Below are 15,526 nucleotides of genomic sequence, written 5' to 3'. Positions count from 1 at the left end.
CCCGGGCTGACTGCGCCCGGGCTTGCTTGACCATCCAAATAGTTTACTTGGTGATCTTTTTGTATTTAATGCGACGTGGCTCCAGCGCTTCTGCACCCAGAGTACGTTTTTTGTATTCTTCGTATTCGGTAAAGTTACCTTCGAAGAATTCAACTTTGCCTTCATCCTGATAATCAAGGATGTGGGTGGCGATACGGTCGAGGAACCAGCGGTCATGGGAAATAACCATCGCGCAGCCAGGGAACTCCAGCAGGGCGTTTTCCAGCGCGCGCAGGGTTTCAATGTCCAAGTCGTTGGTTGGCTCATCAAGCAGCAACATGTTGCCGCCAACCTGTAACAGTTTGGCCAGATGCAGACGACCGCGCTCACCACCAGACAGCTCGCCAACGCGTTTACCTTGATCAACGCCCTTGAAGTTAAAGCGACCGACATAGGCACGGCTTGGCATTTCAGTCGTGCCGATGCGCATGATGTCTTGACCGCCAGACACTTCTTCCCACACGGTTTTGCTGTTGTCCATCGAATCACGGAACTGATCAACAGACGCCAGTACCACGGTTTCACCCAGCTCGATGTTGCCGCCGTTAGGCTGTTCCTGACCTGACATCATGCGGAACAGAGTCGATTTACCCGCGCCGTTCGGACCAATGATGCCGACAATCGCCCCTTTCGGCACGGAGAAGGACAGATCGTCAATCAGAACACGGTCACCGTAGGACTTGCTCAGATTGGTCACTTCAACCACTTTATCGCCCAGGCGTGGACCCGGTGGAATAAACAGTTCGTTGGTTTCGTTACGTTTCTGGTATTCAGTGTTGTTCAACTCTTCAAAGCGAGACAGACGGGCCTTGCCTTTAGACTGTTGGCCTTTGGCACCCTTGCGCACCCACTCCAGCTCTTTTTCGATCGACTTGCGACGAGCCGCTTCAGAAGAGGCTTCCTGCGCCAGACGTTCGTCTTTCTGCTCAAGCCAGGAAGAGTAGTTGCCTTCCCATGGAATACCTTCACCACGGTCAAGCTCGAGGATCCAGCCGGCAACGTTATCGAGGAAGTAGCGGTCATGGGTAATCGCTACAACAGTACCTTCGAAGTCGTGCAGGAAGCGTTCCAGCCACGCCACGGATTCAGCATCCAGGTGGTTGGTCGGTTCGTCGAGCAGCAGCATTTCCGGCTTCTCGAGCAGCAGGCGGCACAGCGCAACGCGGCGACGTTCACCACCGGACAGGTTGGCAATTTTTGCATCCCAGTCCGGCAGACGCAGCGCATCGGCGGCACGCTCGAGCTGAGTGTTCAGATTATGACCATCGTGCGCCTGAATGACTTCTTCCAGCTTGCCCTGTTCGGCGGCCAGTTTATCGAAATCAGCGTCTGGGTCGGCATAAAGTGCATAAACCTCATCCAGGCGCTTGAGCGCACCCACGACTTCAGCCACGGCTTCTTCTACTGACTCGCGAACGGTGTGTTCCAGATTAAGCTGAGGTTCCTGCGGCAAGTAGCCAATTCTCAGGCCCGGCTGTGGGCGTGCTTCCCCTTCGATATCGGTATCGAGGCCGGCCATGATGCGCAGCAGGGTAGATTTACCTGAACCATTCAGACCAAGAACGCCGATTTTAGCGCCCGGAAAGAAGCTCAGGGAGATGTTCTTTAGAATATGACGCTTTGGCGGAACGACTTTGCCAAGGCGATGCATGCTGTATACGTATTGAGCCACGTTGTTTTGAGCCTCTTGCTTGCAGGCCGGTTGCTGTGAACAGGTCAGGTTGACACTGAGCGCACTCCGGCAGATTAATTTCAGCCTCGCCTGATCGCGGCAAGACTGATAGATGTTCCGACTGCGAAGTTTAGCCTGTTTCAGCCTAACTCTCACCCCCCAACACTAAATAGATCTGCGTGATAAAAAATTCAAATCCGACGCTATTTCTTCAAACTGTGTAAAGTTTGTGGGCTTAGGCGCGCATTCCTTCATTTCTGCTGATGAATAGATTAGCGTATGCACTATCAAGATCAGCACAGTCGATAAGCAACACAATCAGCGAGGATAAGGTAAGTATGGTCAAGGCGGACAAGTGGCGATTACTGACAGTGGGACTGTTGTTAGCGACAGCTACGAGCGCGGCTCACGCCGATTCACTCGATGCGCAGCGTCAGCGGTATATGCAGATCAAACAGGCATGGGATGCCAATCAGCTAGATGTTGTCGGCCAGCTGATGCCGACCCTGACCGATTATCCTTTATATCCTTATCTCGAATATCGTCAGCTGACACAGAATATTGCGCTGGATACGCCGCAGCAGATCACGGCCTTTGTGCAGGCCAATCCGACGCTGCCACCTGCGCGCTCTCTGCCTGCCCGCTTCGTCAATGAACTGGCCAACCGTCAGGACTGGCAGGGACTATTGGCCTTTAGTCCGCAGGCACCCAAACCGGTTGCCGCTCGCTGTAACTACTATTTTGCCAAATGGTCTACCGGCCAGCAGCAGGTTGCGTTAGATGCCGCCAAAGATATCTGGCTGACGGGCACTTCTCTGCCTGCGGCCTGCGATAAGCTGTTTACCGTCTGGCAGCAGGCCGGAAACCAGACCGCGCTCACCACTTTGCAGCGCATTGGCCTGGCGATGAAAGCCGGTAACAGCAATCTGGTGAATTTCCTGGCCAGGCAGTTGCCGCCGGATTACCAGACCATGAGTGACGCCTTGCTCAAGCTGCAAAACGACCCGACTACCGTTGAAAGTTTTGCCCGCACCGTGGGGCCGACTGATTTTACTCGCAACGCGGTGAGCATCGCCTTTGCCCGCGTGGCGCGCGACAACGTGGAAGATGCGCGCTCGATGTTACCGATTCTTGCGCGATTGCAGAAAATGGATGACAGCGATCGTCTGGAAATGGAAGAAACTATTGCCTGGCGCTACATGGGAAGCGATGCAACGCCCGAGCAGGCGGCGTGGCGCGACAATGTGATCCTGCGTAGCAACTCGACTTCGCTGGTAGAGCGCCGTATTCGCATGGCGTTGGCCGCCGGAGACCAGCAGGGCCTGGCTCGCTGGATGGCGCGATTGCCTTCTGATGCAATGCAAGAGGATGAATGGCAGTACTGGCAAGCCTCTTTGCTGATTGATCAAGGCAAACGCACCGCCGGCCAAAACATGCTGCGCACGCTGATGCAAGGTCGTGGGTTCTACCCGATGGCGGCGGCACAGAAGCTTGGCGTGCCTTATCCGATGGTGATTTTGGTTGCCGCCAAGCCGGACAGCAGTCTTGATAAATCACCTGAAATCGCCCGCGTTCGCGAGCTGATGTATTGGAACATGGATAACCTGGCGCGCACCGAGTGGACCTATCTGGTGCAGAGCCGCAGCAAGCCGCAACAGGAAGCGCTGGCCCGCTATGCCTATGAAAAGGGCTGGCCGGAGCTGAGCGTGCAGGCGACTATCGCAGGTAAGCTGTGGGATTATTTGCAGGAACGCTTCCCACTGGCCTGGTCACCGGAGTTCCGTCATGCTACGGCAAATAAAGGGATTACTCAAAGCTACGCGATGGCGATTGCCCGTCAGGAAAGTGCCTGGAACCCGATGGCCCGTTCGCCGGTCGGTGCATCAGGTCTGATGCAGTTAATGCCTGCTACAGCGGAACACACGGTGCAAATGAACGCCATTCCTGGCTATAGCAACAGCAGTCAACTGCTCGATCCGCAGACCAATATTACGATTGGTACCGGCTATCTGGAATACGTTTATCAAATGTTCGGGCGTAACCGTATTTTGTCGAGCGCGGCTTATAATGCGGGCCCTTCAAGAGTGAATACCTGGCTGGGCAATACGCAGGGGCAGGTTGATGCGGTGGCGTTTATCGAAAGTATCCCATTCTCCGAAACTCGCCGGTATGTTAAAAATGTGTTAGCATATGATGCATTCTATCGTTACTTTTTACATCAGCCAGCCAAAATCTTAACAGATGCGGAGTGGCAGAGGCGTTACTGATTTCTACGCCATTATGATATGCTGCTGTACTAGTTTAATAGTATGGCAGCGTATTCATGGCACAAGACTCTGTAAACGACCCGGCTCTTTCCCAACAAGGCAATGAGGACTGGCAATGTTTTATGACATTGCTACAGCAATCTTTTGCTGAAAATTTGCACTTTCCTTTGCTTCAGCTGTTCCTAACGCCCGACGAACGCACGGCGCTTGGGACGCGATTAAGAATTATTGAAGAGTTGATGAAGGGGGAGATGAGTCAGCGAGAGCTGAAGAATCAGTTGGGGGCGGGGATTGCGACGATCACGCGCGGTTCAAATGGGCTTAAGTCTGCACCGCCGGAGCTGAAAGCCTGGATGACAGCGAAGCTTTTAAATGCTGCGGACGACGAGCAAAGCGCCTAGTCGCCCGCGCGGAGCCATCAGTGCGTCTGTGAGCGGGTCTGATAAATCGCGTTATGAAAGGGCGCCAGGGCCAATACCAGCGCCTGATGATAAACGCTGGTTCGCGTCAGTTTACCCGCACTGAAGATGCCAATCGCACCGCCTTTGCGTTTAACTTCGGCAATTCCAGAAAGTTTTTCCATTTCGTCGCCCAATTCACTCCCCTGATTTATCTCCTGTAATATAATTTCAGGCAACATAAGGCTGGCAGAGCGCGATTCGCCGCGTTGGTGCATGTTTTCAATCACCATCCACGCAAAAGTCATGTTGTCTTCGATACCGGCTTCTATTCCAACCCAGAAGTCAGCTTCAGGGCGAATCTGGCGAGCGCTGATGACGCGATGTCTTGCGCCAGTGCGGGTTTCGATACTGCCGATTGGCTGCTCGGGAACGCCGCTATCGACGTCAATGCCTTCAATATGGAAGGTATCGGCACCGAAGATGTCCTCAAAAGCCATGGCAATTGCGTTAATTTTTGCTGGGTTAGTCGTAGCAGCGATAACGTGATACATAGATTTTATTGTCCTTAGCTTATTTCACGCAGTATAACGGAAAAAACTCATGTTACAGGTATATCTCGTCCGTCATGGCGAAACTGAATGGAATGCCGCACGTAGAATCCAGGGACAGTCAGACAGTCCATTGACAGAAAAAGGCGTCTTCCAGGCCAGGCAGGTTGCTGAAAGGGTGCGCAATGAGGGTATCACACATGTGATATCCAGCGATCTGGGTCGCACAAAACGCACGGCACAAATTATTGCTGATGCGTGTGGCTGCGAAATCATCACTGACCCACGTTTGCGTGAGCTGCATATGGGCGTGCTGGAAGAGCGTGAGCTGGACAAACTGTCTCAGAAGGAAGAGGCCTGGCGCAAACAGATGGTCGATGGCACCCCTGAAGGGCGTATTCCTTCAGGTGAAACGATGAGTGAACTGGCTGCGCGTATGCAGGAAGCGTTGAACAGCTGCCTGGATTTGCCAGCGGGCAGCAAGCCGCTGCTGGTAAGTCATGGTATCGCGCTGGGTTGCCTGATCAGTACCTTACTGGGGTTGCCTGCTCATGCCGAGCGCCGTTTACGTCTGCGTAATTGCTCTCTTTCGCGTGTCGATCACCAGCAAAGCGCGTGGTTGGCTAATGGATGGATTGTGGAAACTGCGGGGGATATTGCACACCTCGACCAACCTGCATTGGACGAACTACAGCGATAAACAATTTTTGTGGTTCGGGCGGGGAAGATTTAATGCTAAACAGGCGCAGGCAGGTTTGAATTCCTGTCGCGTCTGTTTAGTATTTAGCGACGAATTGGGATCAGATAATCGCAATCCAGCTCTTTCGGCGGTTCAGTACCCATGACTTTACGCGTTGGGTGGAAGCGCTCGATGTCCTGACCTTTACGGCGAGTCAGTTTCAACGTTGGCAGGCAGGTGGTGTAAAGCGTCAGAATAAACTCCTGCAAGCCTTCAGGTGTTCCTTTGAAACGGAACAGTGCAAATTCACCTTCAGTAAGCACGATTTCTTTGCCTTCTGGCATGTTTTCAGTCAGATAGCTTGGCTCAATGGCAGTGGTATAAAGCACTTCCTGCTCGTCGTCTTTGTCCTGGCTTGGCCTTGAATGATGCAGACCATAAAGCAGCGGCGGTAACTCAGCGGTTTCACCAATATACTGACGCCAGAAATGATCGCGCATTTCGTTTCTGTAAGTAGTAATTTGCTCCAGCGTGCAAGAATAGCTCTGAGTGACGCCAATCAGATGCTTTTCTGGCAGTGATAAAAATTCTGGCTGCGGCAAAATAAAAGCCCCAAGACGGATAGGCGGACAAATCCCGAAGGAGTGCCAATCTTCAGAGCGACGGTATAGTGCAGGCGTTTGTGCAAATTGCTTTTTAAATGCTCGGGTGAAAGTCTGCTGAGAGTCAAAACGGTATTGCAATGCAATATCAAGAATTGGACGACTAGTCAGACGCAGTGCCACTGCAGCTTTTGAAAGCCTGCGAGCCCGAATGTAAGCACCAATAGCATTATTCGTGACATCCTTGAACATCCGCTGCAAGTGCCATTTCGAATAGCCTGCTTTTGCTGCAACGTTGTCGAGTGATAACGGCTGGTCCAGGTGTGTTTCTAACCAGCTGAGAAGATCACGAATGATTCCTGCTTGATCCATAGATCATCCTCGTTGAACTAATATAGGCGCGTAGTGTTGTTAACCCGTTTATGATAGCAATTTTTTAACAGTAAAACTCGCAGATATTTTTTAGCATACCGTGCGATTTTGAACAAAAGATGGCGTAAAGTTTCTCGATTTTGTGAGCTTGCGCAGGAAATTTGGATGGTACGATTGGCCAACTCATCAATAAAAGGATTTGGGGTAACTCAATGAAAAAATGTCTAATTTTTGTTCTCGGTGCACTGTCATTCGGTGCAACCGCCGTGCAGGCCGAGCAAATTGGCTCAGTCGATACTGTGTTCAAGCTGCTTGGTCCGGACCATAAGATTATTGTCGAAGCTTTCGATGATCCAGATGTTAAAAATGTAACCTGTTATATCAGCCGGGCTAAAACTGGCGGCATCAAGGGCGGTCTTGGACTTGCCGAGGATACTTCGGACGCGGCGATTTCCTGCCAGCAGATTGGGCCGGTCGAGGTGTCGGATGATATCAAGAAGAGTGGCGACAAGGGAACGGTAGTATTTAAACAGCGGACATCACTGATCTTCAAGAAACTTCAGGTGGTGCGTTTTTACGATCCGAAACGCAACGCGCTGGTTTACTTGAGTTATTCAGACAAAGTGGTAGACGGCTCGCCGAAGAATGCCATCAGCGCCGTGCCGATTATTCCATGGGGTAATCGTTAACTGAGAGTATTGCAGGTAAATAACCATAATATTTAAGGCCAGCTCTCGCTGGCCTTTTTACTAGTTACAGACCGGTTGGCAACCCGTTTGTTAACGATGCAATGATCTCATTGCTAAGCTAGTCCCCGAAGCCGAAAAGCCACGGGTAAGATTTTATTCTTCCAGGTCGCCGCAGAAGCGATAACCTTCACCGTGAATGGTGGCGATGATCTCTGGAGTATCCGGGGTAGCTTCGAAATGCTTACGGATACGACGGATGGTCACGTCAACGGTGCGGTCATGAGGCTTGAGCTCACGTCCGGTCATTTTCTTCAGCAGGTCACCACGGGTCTGGATCTTGCCCGGGTTTTCGCAGAAGTGCAGCATTGCACGAAATTCGCTGCGCGGCAGCTTGTACTGTTCACCCGCCGGGCTAACCAGTGAGCGGCTGTTGATATCCAGCTCCCAGCCGTTGAAACGATAGCTTTCTACCAAGCGACGTTCTTCACCCACCGGGCTGAGATTCATGGTGCGAGAAAGCAGGTTGCGCGCACGAATAGTCAGTTCATGTGGATTGAACGGCTTGGTCAGGTAATCGTCTGCGCCGTACTGCAGGCCGACAATCTTGTCGACTTCGTTGTCGCGTCCAGTCAGGAACATCAGCGCCACGTTGTTTTTCTCGCGCACCTCTTTTGCGAGCAACAGGCCATTTTTGCCTGGCAGGTTGATATCCATCAACACCAGGTTGATATCGTTCTCAGACATAATGTGATGCATCTCTGCACCGTCACTGGCTTCAAAAACCGTGTAACCTTCTGCCTGGAAAATACTTTTTAAAGTATTACGTGTTACTAATTCGTCTTCGACGATAAGAATTTGGGGGGTCTGCATTTTTGCTACCTAAGATTGCCAACAAATAGAAAATAGGAGTACAGAAGTCTTTGATATACAAATGAATTAGACAGTTTCTTGTTCGGTTTCACTCGTTACATGACTAAAGTACGTAAACGCGTTCTTGGTACACTTTCCATCAACGGCAACAACATCGCCAGCTCAGTTGGGTAACCACTTCCTGCAGTCCCGTTGGTACCTTGAGCGGCGCATATCCTAACCCTATTAACAGCAATATAACAGCGAGTACCGAAACTGCCACTCAACAAAACTACGCTTTGTTGACATATATCAATTTCAATTGTAGCACGGTAACAGAACGGTGAAAAATACTTAAAATCCGGCACCGCTGACTTACATTTTGCGGTTTATTAAAATTTTTTTGATAAATAAATAACGTTAAGTTTCAAAAAACTTAACAAATCATATTATTAAAGCTATGAGCATGATTTATAATCATAATTAATCAATGCCCTGAATGGTTATACTATTCAAACTCCATAAAGTAACCTGAACGCTTTCCCTCCAGGCATTACGACAACATATTCGAAGACTGTTAAACGGATGTGAATTATAATTGTGCTCATCTCGATTGTCTGTTGCCTTAAATAAAATGAAATGGCGACCTACTGATCTTCTTTAATCTGCATTCTTCAGAGGTAGCTCATGCAACTTCATATTATTCTCGTCTCTCCGGCACGGCCTGAAAATGTAGGTGCCGCGGCGCGAGCAATGAAAACCATGGGCTTTGCTTCATTACGCATCGTTGAAAGCCAGGCTCATTTACAGCCAGAGGCTGGATGGGTGGCTCACGGTTCAGGCGAAATCTTACAAAATGCCCAACACTTCAACAGCCTGCAAGAGGCATTGGCTGATATCGATTTTACTGTCGCAACCACTGCACGTAGCCGCGCTCGTTTTCATTATTACTGTACGCCGCAGGAACTTGAAGCCCAGCTTACCGAGCGGCAAAGCTGGGTTAACAATGTGGCGCTGGTGTTTGGTCGCGAAGATTCGGGCCTGACCAATGAAGAGCTTGAGCTGGCTGACCTGCTGACGGGTGTGCCGATGGTGGCTGATTATCCTTCATTGAATCTAGGACAGGCGGTGATGGTGTTTTGCTATCAGCTTTCTTCACTTAATCAGCTGGCGCAAAAACAGGCGGTGCAGGCCGAGCCGGGTCAGCTGGATGCGCTGCGTGCGCGAGTGTCGCGTTTACTGGTCAATCTTGATGCTCAGGATGACCAAAAACTGGGTGACTGGTTGCAGCAAAGATTGGGCGTTCTCGAACAGAGAGACGCCGCGATGTTGCACACTTTGCTGCACGATATCGAAAAAAAATTAGCCCACTGAGGTTGGCGGTATATTCTCGTTCACTGAGTGTTTTGTCTAACCTTTGTGCGAAATAATGGTTTTATTATCTAAAAACGTCCCGAAGTTGTGGTTTAATTCGCTGCTCGGTTGTTCATCGATTTTAGAGCGAAAAATCGAAAAAAATTGACTTGCTGGTCCTTATGCTTTAGCTAATAGGGCAGACAGAGTAAAAACTAACAAGATAAACACAAAAAACCAATGCGACACATCAGCCTGAACACAACAATTATTACCACCACCATTACCATCGGTACTGGGGCGGGCTGACGCGTACAGGAAAAACAGAAAAAAGCCCGCACCTAACCAGTGCGGGCTTTTTTTTTACGGCTACATTCCCTTGTAAAAATTGCTGATTATGAGAGTAGGAGAAACCAGAAATGCGAGTGTTGAAATTTGGCGGGACTTCAGTAGCAAATGCCGAACGCTTCCTGCGGGTTGCGGAAATCATGGAGAGCAATGCAAGTCAGGGACAGGTTGCAGCGGTATTGTCAGCCCCGGCTAAAATTACCAATCATCTGGTCGCGATGATCGAAAAAACCGTTGCCGGGCAGGATATCCTGCCGATCATGAGCGATGCAGAACGCATTTTTGCCGAGTTGATCAATGGATTGGCTGACGCGCTGCCAGAATTTGACCTGCCAGCCACCAAAATGTTTGTCGAGCAGGAATTTGGCCAGCTTAAGCAACTATTGCACGGTATCGGCTTGTTGGGGCAGTGCCCGGACAGCGTCAACGCCAGCATCATCTGCCGTGGCGAAAAGTTATCGATTGCTGTTATGGAAGCGGTGTTTAAAGCCAAAGGCTTCGGCGTAACCGTGATCAATCCGGTTGAAAAGCTGCTGGCCGTGGGTCATTACCTCGAGTCTACCGTTGATATCAATGAATCCACCGCGCGCATTGCCGCCAGCAATATTCCTGCAACCGACATCGTGCTGATGGCCGGTTTCACTGCAGGAAATGATAAAGGCGAGCTGGTGGTGCTGGGCCGTAACGGTTCAGACTATTCCGCCGCAGTGCTGGCAGCCTGTCTGCGCGCCGACTGTTGCGAGATCTGGACCGACGTTGACGGCGTATATACCTGCGACCCGCGTATTGTGCCGGATGCACGTCTGCTGAAATCAATGTCTTATCAGGAAGCAATGGAGCTTTCGTACTTTGGTGCCAAAGTTCTGCATCCACGGACTATCACGCCTATCGCTCAATTCCAGATCCCGTGTTTGATCAAAAATACTTCCAACCCGCAGGCGCCAGGTACTTTAATCGGCAGCCACAGCGCGGGTAGCGAATTCGAAGATAAAAATACCCCGGTCAAAGGCATCACCAATCTCAATAACATGGCGATGATCAACGTGTCCGGTCCGGGTATGAAAGGCATGATCGGCATGGCAGCGCGCGTGTTTGCGGTGATGTCGCGCTCAGGTATTTCAGTCGTATTGATCACCCAGTCCTCTTCTGAGTACAGCATCAGCTTCTGCGTGCCGCAGGGCGAGCTGGTCCGTGCGCGCAAAGCGCTGGAAGATGAATTCTATCTGGAATTGAAAGACGGCCTGCTGGAGCCGCTGGATGTTACCGAAAAACTGGCGGTGATCTCGGTTGTCGGCGACGGTATGCGCACACTGCGCGGTATTTCGGCGAAGTTCTTCTCTGCCCTGGCGCGTGCCAACATCAATATCGTCGCTATTGCGCAGGGATCTTCCGAGCGTTCCATTTCCGTAGTGGTGAATAATGATGATGCCACCATGGGCGTGCGCGTAAGCCATCAGATGCTGTTTAACACCGATCAGGTCATCGAGGTGTTCCTGATTGGCGTCGGGGGCGTGGGCGGGGCTTTGATCGAGCAGATTCGACGTCAGCAGGCGTGGCTCAAGGCCAAGCACATTGATTTACGCGTTTGCGGTATCGCCAATTCCCGAGCAATGGTGACCAAAGTACACGGCATTGCGCTTGAAAACTGGCGTGACGAGCTGGGCGCCGCGCAGGAGCCGTTCAATATTGGCCGCCTGATCCGCCTGGTGAAAGAGTATCATCTGCTGAATCCGGTCGTGGTTGACTGTACATCCAACGAAGCGATCGCTAATCAGTATGCCGATTTGCTGACTGACGGTTTCCACGTAGTAACGCCGAACAAACGTGCCAACACGGCATCGATGAATTACTACTATCAGCTGCGTAAAGCGGCCGCCAGTTCGCGCCGCAAGTTCCTGTATGACACCAACGTTGGTGCCGGTTTGCCGGTCATTGAAAATCTGCAAAATCTGCTCAATGCGGGCGATGAGCTGGTGCGTTTCACCGGGATCCTCTCTGGTTCGCTGTCACAAATCTTTGGTCAGCTGGACGAAGGCGTTTCGCTGTCCGAAGCCACTTTGGCCGCGCGGGCCAGCGGTTTTACCGAGCCTGACCCGCGTGACGATCTGTCGGGAATGGACGTCGCACGTAAGTTGCTGATCCTCGCCCGTGAAGCCGGTTACAAACTTGAGCTTTCAGACATTGAAGTCGAGTCGGTTCTGCCGGTATCCTTTGACGCCAGCGGTGACGTAAACAGCTTCCTGGCTCGCCTGCCAGAGATTGATGCTGAATTTAAACAGCGCGTGGCCGATGCCGCCGCTGAAGGCAAAGTATTGCGTTATGTCGGTGCGATCGACCAAGGCCAATGCAAGGTCAAAATCCTTGCTGTCGATGGTAACGATCCGCTGTATAAAGTTAAAAATGGCGAGAATGCGCTGGCTTTCTACAGCCGTTATTATCAACCGATTCCTCTAGTATTGCGCGGCTACGGTGCGGGTAACGATGTTACTGCGGCTGGCGTCTTCGCCGATCTTTTGCGAACGCTGTCATGGAAGTTAGGAGTTTAATATGGTTAAGGTATATGCCCCGGCATCAATTGGTAACGTTAGCGTCGGTTTTGATGTGCTGGGTGCGGCAGTTTCTCCGGTAGATGGCTCGTTGCTGGGTGACTGTGTGACCGTCGAAGCCGCCACGACTTTTAGTCTCACCAACGGTGGGCGCTTTGTTTCCAAGCTTCCAGACAAGATGGAAGACAACATTGTTTATCAGTGCTGGCAGCGTTACTGTCAGGAAATCGGCAAAGAAATTCCGGTGGCGATGACGCTGGAAAAGAATATGCCAATTGGTTCAGGGCTGGGTTCCAGCGCCTGTTCTGTGGTCGCCGGTTTGATGGCGATGAACGAATTCAACAACAATCAGCTCGATGACACCAAAATGCTTGAGCTGATGGGCGAGCTGGAAGGGCGTATTTCTGGCAGCGTGCATTACGACAACGTGGCGCCGTGCTATCTGGGCGGTTTGCAGCTGATGCTCGAGGAGCTGGGCATTATCTCTCAGGACGTACCTTGCTTTGATGACTGGCTGTGGGTGATGGCGTATCCGGGAATTAAAGTTTCTACCGCCGAGGCGCGCGCTATTTTGCCTGCGCAGTATCGCCGCCAGGACTGTATCAGTCACGGTCGCTATCTGGCTGGCTTTGTTCACGCTTGCCATACGCAACAGCCTGCTTTAGCGGCTAAATTAATGAAAGATGTGATTGCCGAACCTTACCGCACTCGTTTGCTGCCGGGCTTTGCCGAGGCACGAGCCGCCGCTGAAGAAATTGGCGCGCTGGCCTGCGGAATTTCAGGATCGGGTCCGACGCTGTTTGCAATTTGCAACGACGGCGATACGGCAAAACGCATGGCTGAATGGCTGCAGAATCACTATCTGCAAAATGACGAAGGCTTTGTTCATATTTGTCGCCTGGATACCGCAGGCGCGAGACTATTGGGATAATCAATGAAACTGTACAACCTGAAGGATCACAACGAGCAGGTCAGCTTTGCACAAGCGGTTAAGCAAGGTCTGGGCAAGCAACAAGGACTGTTTTTCCCGCTGGACTTGCCTGAGTTTGAGCTGACCGAAATCGATCGCTTGCTCGAGCTGGATTTTGTGACTCGTAGCAGCCGTATTCTTTCTGCTTTTATCGGCGATGAGATCCCGGAAGAGCAGCTTTATCAGCGCGTTAAAAATGCCTTTGCTTTCCCGGCACCAGTGAAAAAAGTTGAAGAAGACGTCGCCTGTCTGGAACTGTTCCACGGCCCTACGCTGGCGTTTAAAGACTTCGGCGGCCGCTTTATGGCGCAGATTTTGACAGAAGTTTCAGGCGATCAGCCGGTAACCATTCTGACCGCAACCTCCGGTGATACCGGCGCGGCAGTGGCTCACGCCTTCCATGGCCTGAAAAACGTGCGTGTCGTTATCCTTTATCCGCGCGGCAAAGTCAGCCCGCTGCAGGAAAAATTGTTCTGTACCCTCGGTGATAATATTCACACCGTGGCAATTGACGGCGATTTCGATGCCTGCCAGGCGCTGGTCAAGAAGGCGTTTGATGATGAAGAGCTGAAAGTCGCTCTGCACCTGAACTCTGCCAACTCGATTAATATCAGCCGCCTGCTGGCGCAGATTTGCTACTACTTTGAAGCCGTTGCCCAGTTACCACAGGAAGCGCGTAACCAACTGGTGGTTTCTGTGCCAAGCGGCAACTTTGGTGATCTGACTGCGGGCCTGCTGGCCAAGTCTCTGGGCCTGCCGGTGAAGCGTTTTATTGCCGCAACCAATGCCAATGACACTGTGCCGCGTTTCCTGACCAACGGTGAATGGACTCCAAACAAGACCGTTGCGACACTGTCGAACGCCATGGATGTCAGCCAGCCTAACAACTGGCCGCGCGTTGAAGAGCTGTATCGCCGCAAGATTTGGCAGTTGAAAGATCTGGGCTATGCCGCCGTTTCTGACGAGACCACCGAAGACACCATGCGTGAGCTGGCAGATATCGGCTACATCTCAGAACCACACGCAGCGATTGCCTATCGTGCGCTGCGCGATCAGCTGAAAGACGGCGAGTTTGGTCTGTTTATCGGTACTGCACATCCGGCGAAGTTCAAGGAAAGCGTTGATGCAATCCTGGGCCAGACATTGCCATTGCCGAAAGAGTTGGCCGATCGCGCCGATCTGCCGCTGCTGTCGCACGATCTGCCGGAAGATTTCAGCGAACTGCGTAAGTTCCTGATGGCGCTGCCAGAGTAGTATTTAAAATCCTGCCTACTGCGCAGGGATTTAAATTCGGGCAAGGTTAGGATAGGGGAGCCGCGAGCGCAGTGCTCCCTTTTTTATTTCTGCTCGGCGCGGGTAAACACCAGCTCATTCCCTTCGGAGCGCGTGGCGTCAAACTGATACCCTTCCAGCGAGAACTCTTCAAGCTGTCTGCGCTTGGTCAAACGCTCTTTGATAATAAAGCGACTCATCAATCCGCGCGCTTTCTTGGCATAGAAACTGATGACCTTGTAGTTGCCATTTTTCTCGTCAAGGAAGACTGGCTTAATGATTTCTCCGTCGAGCCTGGCAGGTTTGACCGCCTTGAAATACTCGTCTGAAGCTAAATTAACCAGGATGTTATCCCCTTGTTCTTTAAGGACCGTATTAAGTTTTTCAGTCAGCAACTCGCCCCAGAAAGCATAAAGATTGGTTCCCTGCGGATTGTTCAATCGAATGCCCATCTCCAGACGATAAGGCTGCATTAAATCAAGCGGACGCAGCAGCCCGTAGAGACCTGAAAGCATCCGTAAATGCTGCTGGGCAAAATCAAAATCCTTTTCACTGAAATCTTCCGCCTGCAAACCGGTATAAACGTCGCCTTTAAACGCCAAAATCGCCTGACGCGCATTTTTCGGCGTAAAGTCTGGCTGCCAGTCATTGAAACGTTCGGCGTTGAGATGGGCGAGCTTGTCGCTGATACCCATCAGGCTAGAGATCTCGGCTGGCGACAATTTTTTCGCAATGGCGATTAGCTGGCTGGATTTGTCGAGCAGTTCCGGCTGTGTGTAGCGTTTAGTGGCAAGCTCACTTTCATAATCAAGTGTTTTGGCTGGAGAAATAATAGTCAGCATAGGGGCGTCCGGTTAGTCTGCGCAGTAGTTCAGCAGGAAATGAAATAAGCAATCTGCGTACATTTTAACAAAAAACG

Annotated in this window: 14 protein-coding genes and 1 other annotated feature; of the genes, 9 read left to right on the top strand and 5 right to left on the bottom strand. The window is 51.3% G+C overall.

Annotated elements, in window-relative coordinates:
• Positions 1-43 precede the first annotated feature (43 nt).
• Entirely contained in the window at positions 44-1,711 is a 1,668-nt protein-coding gene (gene ettA / locus AB3G37_RS21470) for an energy-dependent translational throttle protein EttA (RefSeq protein ID WP_009634763.1), read from the bottom strand.
• A 338-nt stretch (positions 1,712-2,049) separates the two neighbouring features.
• Between ettA and sltY the strand changes: the two genes are divergently transcribed.
• Positions 2,050-3,978, top strand: coding sequence for a murein transglycosylase (gene sltY / locus AB3G37_RS21465; protein ID WP_369789032.1), 1,929 nt, complete (start codon positions 2,050-2,052; stop codon positions 3,976-3,978).
• A 56-nt stretch (positions 3,979-4,034) separates the two neighbouring features.
• Complete coding sequence (trpR, locus tag AB3G37_RS21460) at positions 4,035-4,379, top strand: trp operon repressor (RefSeq protein ID WP_009634761.1); 345 nt, start codon at positions 4,035-4,037, stop codon at positions 4,377-4,379.
• Between the two features lie 17 nt (positions 4,380-4,396).
• On the opposite strand, the gene yjjX is transcribed toward trpR, so the two are convergent.
• Positions 4,397-4,930 (bottom strand): inosine/xanthosine triphosphatase, encoded by a 534-nt coding sequence (yjjX, locus tag AB3G37_RS21455; RefSeq protein ID WP_369789031.1) that lies wholly within the window; start codon positions 4,928-4,930, stop codon positions 4,397-4,399.
• A 49-nt stretch (positions 4,931-4,979) separates the two neighbouring features.
• Between yjjX and gpmB the strand changes: the two genes are divergently transcribed.
• The gene (gene gpmB / locus AB3G37_RS21450; protein WP_009634759.1) at positions 4,980-5,627 is read left to right on the top strand and encodes a 2,3-diphosphoglycerate-dependent phosphoglycerate mutase GpmB; all 648 of its coding nucleotides are present in this window, start codon (positions 4,980-4,982) and stop codon (positions 5,625-5,627) included.
• 83 nt (positions 5,628-5,710) lie between these two features.
• Here the strand turns inward: gpmB and robA are convergent, their stop codons facing one another.
• On the bottom strand, positions 5,711-6,580 hold the full coding sequence (robA, locus tag AB3G37_RS21445) for an MDR efflux pump AcrAB transcriptional activator RobA (RefSeq protein ID WP_369789030.1): 870 nt from the start codon (positions 6,578-6,580) through the stop codon (positions 5,711-5,713).
• A gap of 212 nt (positions 6,581-6,792) precedes the next feature.
• Between robA and creA the strand changes: the two genes are divergently transcribed.
• A complete protein-coding gene (gene creA, locus AB3G37_RS21440) occupies positions 6,793-7,269 on the top strand; it encodes a protein CreA (protein WP_009634757.1) in 477 nt (158 codons plus the stop codon).
• 153 nt (positions 7,270-7,422) lie between these two features.
• On the opposite strand, the gene arcA is transcribed toward creA, so the two are convergent.
• Positions 7,423-8,139, bottom strand: a complete 717-nt coding sequence (gene arcA / locus AB3G37_RS21435) for a two-component system response regulator ArcA (protein WP_009634756.1) — start codon at positions 8,137-8,139, stop codon at positions 7,423-7,425.
• 666 nt (positions 8,140-8,805) lie between these two features.
• Between arcA and AB3G37_RS21430 the strand changes: the two genes are divergently transcribed.
• The 5 genes from AB3G37_RS21430 to thrC all read left to right on the top strand — a co-directional run bounded on the left by AB3G37_RS21430 (position 8,806) and on the right by thrC (position 14,589).
• Positions 8,806-9,492 carry a tRNA/rRNA methyltransferase gene (locus tag AB3G37_RS21430; protein ID WP_009634755.1) on the top strand — a complete coding sequence of 229 codons (687 nt, stop codon included), beginning with the start codon at positions 8,806-8,808 and terminating at the stop codon, positions 9,490-9,492.
• A 219-nt stretch (positions 9,493-9,711) separates the two neighbouring features.
• A complete protein-coding gene (thrL, locus tag AB3G37_RS21425; RefSeq protein WP_071988398.1) occupies positions 9,712-9,780 on the top strand; it encodes a thr operon leader peptide in 69 nt (22 codons plus the stop codon).
• Positions 9,719-9,836 (top strand) — a sequence feature (Thr leader region). Its footprint overlaps the gene before it by 62 nt.
• Before the next feature lie 54 nt (positions 9,837-9,890).
• Positions 9,891-12,365, top strand: coding sequence for a bifunctional aspartate kinase/homoserine dehydrogenase I (gene thrA, locus AB3G37_RS21420; protein WP_369789029.1), 2,475 nt, complete (start codon positions 9,891-9,893; stop codon positions 12,363-12,365).
• 1 nt (position 12,366) lies between these two features.
• Positions 12,367-13,296 (top strand): homoserine kinase, encoded by a 930-nt coding sequence (gene thrB / locus AB3G37_RS21415; protein WP_369789028.1) that lies wholly within the window; start codon positions 12,367-12,369, stop codon positions 13,294-13,296.
• A 3-nt stretch (positions 13,297-13,299) separates the two neighbouring features.
• Complete coding sequence (gene thrC, locus AB3G37_RS21410) at positions 13,300-14,589, top strand: threonine synthase (protein ID WP_369789027.1); 1,290 nt, start codon at positions 13,300-13,302, stop codon at positions 14,587-14,589.
• Between the two features lie 83 nt (positions 14,590-14,672).
• Here thrC and yaaA read toward each other — a convergent pair whose 3' ends face one another.
• Positions 14,673-15,449, bottom strand: coding sequence for a peroxide stress protein YaaA (yaaA, locus tag AB3G37_RS21405; RefSeq protein ID WP_369789026.1), 777 nt, complete (start codon positions 15,447-15,449; stop codon positions 14,673-14,675).
• Positions 15,450-15,526 lie beyond the last annotated feature (77 nt).

This window comes from Rouxiella sp. WC2420, from assembly GCF_041200025.1.
GTDB lineage: Bacteria > Pseudomonadota > Gammaproteobacteria > Enterobacterales > Enterobacteriaceae > Rouxiella.
Note: the sequence above shows the minus strand (reverse complement) of the source record. Positions and strands in the feature narration are given on the sequence as shown.